Here is a 3,737-nt window from a genome sequence, read left to right on the forward strand (position 1 = left end):
CGCGGGGTCGACGCGCACCGTCAGGGCCACGTACACGTTGACCGCCGCGGGGCGGCCGAAGCGCACCGTGCGCAGCGTGCCGGAGGTGTCGAGGATGTTCTCCGCCACGGCCACCGCGTCGGGGGCGTAGGTGGCGATGCCCGCGGCGACGGCGTTCCACAGGGCCAGGGCCACCGCGGCGTCGGCGCCGCCCGTGACGAGGGCTTCGACGGAGTGCGCGTCGCGGCCGTCGGCGTCGGGCGCGCTGGTGGTGTTGTGCCAGACCACCACGTCGGTCACGAGGGGCACCGCGCGCAGCGCCGCGGCGATGGCGTCGAGCGCCGAGCTCGCCGCGCCCTGGAGGTCGTCCTCGCGCCGACGTCGCAGCCCAGGGTCGGTCTCGGCGTCGGCGCCGGGTACCGCCGCGGCGAGGTTGGTCACCGACACCCAGCCCGAAGCGGGCGTCGCGATGGTGCTGATGGTCGTCGACGCCGCGGGCACCGGCCCGGCCGTCTCCTGCTGCGCGAGCACCTCCACCGAGGCCTCGGCGGTGCTCCCGTTGGTGACGCTCTCGACGGTGACCCAGCGGTTGGTGGGGTCGGAGGTCGACGCGACGGCCCCTGCGGCGAGCGTGGCGCCCGCGGCGAGGGTCACCACCAGTCGAACCGTGCCCGGCTGCGCCGCGCGGCGCGTGGTGCCGGTGATGGCCGACAGGAGCGTCAGGCTCTGGTCGGTCGCGCCGTTGGGGTCGCGCGCGGCGTACACCGCCGCCCCGAGCTCCCACAGCTCGCGCAGCGCCGCGGCCACGATGCCGTTGAGCTGCCCCAGGGGCTGCTCGGGCGACACGTCGAGGTCGTTGCCGAGGAGGCCCTTCTGCGCCGCCTCGATGCTCGCGAGGATCTCGGCGTAGGTCTTGGTGACGAAGCCCGCCGTGGTGACGCCCGCCATCGCTCAACCCTCCAGTCGGAAGCCGCTGTCCTCGATCACCTCGCCGGTGGTCGTGCGGACGCGGAAGGTGACCGTGGCGGCACGGGTGGCGCGCTCGAGCGCGAAGGCGAAGGCCTCCACCGCGGCGACGCCCGGACAGGTGGCGATGGCCTGGCGCGCCGAGGTCTCAGCGAGCGCCAGCGCCGCGGCGCCCGTCTGGTCGAGGAACGCGCCGTACGGCACGCCCACGCCCGCGTCGGCGAACCACTCCCCCTGCCACAGCCGCAGGCGTCCGCGGAGCCGCTGCACGATGGCCTCGGTGCCCTCGACGAGGGTGAGGCGCCACGCCGTCAGGGCGAGGTCGCCGGTCTGCGGGTCGAGGGCCAGGGTGCGCACACCCGGAACGTGCGCGCGCGGATGCGTGTGGGGCTACCCGGTGGTGGCACACGAGGATGGCACGCCACCGCTGTCGGGGCGGTCAGTTGGGGCCGAGGAAGAGCTGCCCCTGGCGAACGCGGTTGCGCTCGGCGCGCTGGTCGATGGCCTCGTCGAGCCACATCGCCACCTGGCGCTGGGCCACGTCGAGGTGGCGGCGCGGGAGCATCGACCAGCGGCTCCCCGGGCCCGCGTGGCCCAGGAGCGCGCGGAGGCGGTTCTCGTACCGGCGACGCACCGAGCGGGGGCCCTTCGTGGTCGTGGCCGCGAGCGCGGCGATCTGGCCGAGGGGGCGGATGATCTCGGTCTGCGCGACGGCCTCCCCCACCACCCCGGTGGACACCTCGGCGCGCAAGGTGGACACCTCCGCCGAGAGGGACTGCACCCGTTCGACGAGGCCAGGCACAAGCGCGAGGGCCTGCGCCACGGCGAGGGCCATGGTGGGGTCGGCGGGCGCAGGGGGCGGCGGGCGGCGGTCGAGCACGGCCTCGAAGACCCGCGCCATCGCCTCGGTGAGCGCCCAGGCGCGGTCGCCCTCAGCCTGGGTGGCCACCAGGAGCGACTGCTCGCGCGTGAGCCACGCCACGGTGACCTTGTACTCCCGCGAGGCCCCGTTGCCGGTGGACTGCCGCCCCACCGTGGGGCGCCAGTCGATGCCCCGCAGCTTGCCCTCGCGCTCCATGCGCTTGATGAGCTCGCGGATCTTCCTGGGCCGCTCGTACCCGAACCACCCCGCGAGATCGAGGTCGCGGACGCGCGGGGTGTCGCTCGTGCCGGTGAATGCCAGCTCGGCGCCGTCCACGCGCACGAGCGCGGTACCGTCGGCGTGGCGCTCGACGATGGGGTTGCAGGTGTCGGCCGGGGCGTGCATCTTCTCGTTCGTCATCGTCTCTCCGATGGCCAGGGCCCCGGGCGTTTGCGCGCCGCGGGGTCTGCCTTTTGGGGGCGACGCACCGGGGTGGTGCGCCGCAGGGGAGAGACGAGCGTGCGTCGGGGGCGAGAAGAGGGGCACCCACTTGTGGCACGCGAGGATGGCACAGTGCCGCCGGGGCGGCAGGGCCTACCCAGAGCGCAAGGCGGCGGGCGACGTCACCGGCGGCGCCGGCGCGCGTGGGGCGTGCGGTGGTGATGTGCATGGGGGTGTCGGTGGAGGCGGGGCCGAGGGGCGGAGACGGGGGTGCGAGCGGTGGGGGCTATTTCTCGTCGCTCTTCGAGGCCTCGACCGTGCGTCGCACCTCTTCCACAAGCTTGGTAGCGCCGTCGACGGGGGTCTCCACCCCCAACATCATCTTCAGGAGGTCGACGTGATCGCGCTTCAGAAGCCAGTACGGCAGGAGCAGTCGCTCGGCCGCGCGGAGGAGCTGGTAGGCGAAAAACACGACGGCCATGGCCACGAGCGCCTGGGCAATCAGCTGGGCGATGTGGACGATGGCAACGTCGCGGGAGCGGATGTCTCCCACCGGCTGGTGAAGGTGGTGGAGAGATCGTCGCGCAACCTCCTCCACGGCCATGATTCCGAGCAGGCCGAGGCTAACCCCGGCCCAAGCTCTCCGACGAAGAACACTGACCTCCTCCTCGGAGAGGGGCGCCTGCGCCACCACTGTCGGCGTGGGACGCTTTTCGGGAGCCGGCTGCTCAGGCTCAGACTGCGGGAGCGGTGCCTTGTCCACGCGGGCGGCCCTAGAAGATCGGGTACGTCGAGACATCGAGTCCGATCGCCTCGCGAACCCGTCGCGCCATCGCCGCGGTAGAGACATTAAACCGCTCAGAAACTTCAGCCAAAACATGGGCATCGCCTCTGATGACGCGGTCAAAATGCAGTTGAAGCATCCACATCGGCATCAGCAGGTCCGCAGCGAAGGCGTTGGCCTCTAGCTCGATCGGGCTACCGTCGAAGAGACTGTCACGGTAGGCGCGGCCCGGCGGATGAAGAAGCAGGTGCCCGAGCTCATGAGCCATCGTGAAGCGCCGACGCTCGGGGCTGTCCTTGACGTCGACCCAGATCACCGCGTGAGACCCGTTGGAGTCGACGGCGCCCGACCAGCCCGGGTTCGGGACGGAGTAGACCTTCACGCCAATCTCCTCGATGATGCCCTCCACGGGCACGGGGGGGAGCCGCACTCCAAAGTACTCCAGGATGGCGTCCGGCGTGACGTCGCCGGTATCCCTGAAGGTTTTCCACAGCGGCACCATCACTTAGCGAAGTGTCGCAGGGGCAGGTAAGTGGGTCAATTCCCATCGGGCTCTCAGGAGCTCCGCCGCGCGTGACACCCCGCCCCGCAGTCTCGTACCCTGCGCCCATGCGCTTCGCCCTCCTCGTCGCCCTTACCCTCGCCGCATGCTCGAGCGACCCTGCCCCGCCGCCCACCGACGCGGGCGACGACGCGGTGGCGGCC

5 protein-coding genes are annotated in these 3,737 nt (G+C 72.2%); all 5 read right to left on the bottom strand.

Going from position 1 to position 3,737, the window contains the following annotated elements; genetic code table 11:
* A partial coding sequence (locus Q0C41_RS30530) for a baseplate J/gp47 family protein (protein ID WP_291990671.1) occupies positions 1–927 on the bottom strand: 927 nt, incomplete at its 3' end.
* A 3-nt stretch (positions 928–930) separates the two neighbouring features.
* Positions 931–1,302: a hypothetical protein gene (locus tag Q0C41_RS30535; RefSeq protein WP_291990674.1), complete on the bottom strand. Its 372-nt coding sequence runs from the start codon at positions 1,300–1,302 to the stop codon at positions 931–933.
* Between the two features lie 82 nt (positions 1,303–1,384).
* Positions 1,385–2,227 carry a hypothetical protein gene (locus tag Q0C41_RS30540; RefSeq protein WP_291990675.1) on the bottom strand — a complete coding sequence of 281 codons (843 nt, stop codon included), beginning with the start codon at positions 2,225–2,227 and terminating at the stop codon, positions 1,385–1,387.
* 307 nt (positions 2,228–2,534) lie between these two features.
* On the bottom strand, positions 2,535–3,011 hold the full coding sequence (locus Q0C41_RS30545; RefSeq protein WP_291990677.1) for a hypothetical protein: 477 nt from the start codon (positions 3,009–3,011) through the stop codon (positions 2,535–2,537).
* Positions 3,012–3,021: 10 nt separating this feature from the next.
* Positions 3,022–3,534 (bottom strand): ImmA/IrrE family metallo-endopeptidase, encoded by a 513-nt coding sequence (locus Q0C41_RS30550; protein ID WP_291990679.1) that lies wholly within the window; start codon positions 3,532–3,534, stop codon positions 3,022–3,024.
* Positions 3,535–3,737 lie beyond the last annotated feature (203 nt).

The sequence above is a fragment of the Luteitalea sp. genome (assembly GCF_022842525.1).
GTDB lineage: Bacteria > Acidobacteriota > Vicinamibacteria > Vicinamibacterales > Vicinamibacteraceae > Luteitalea.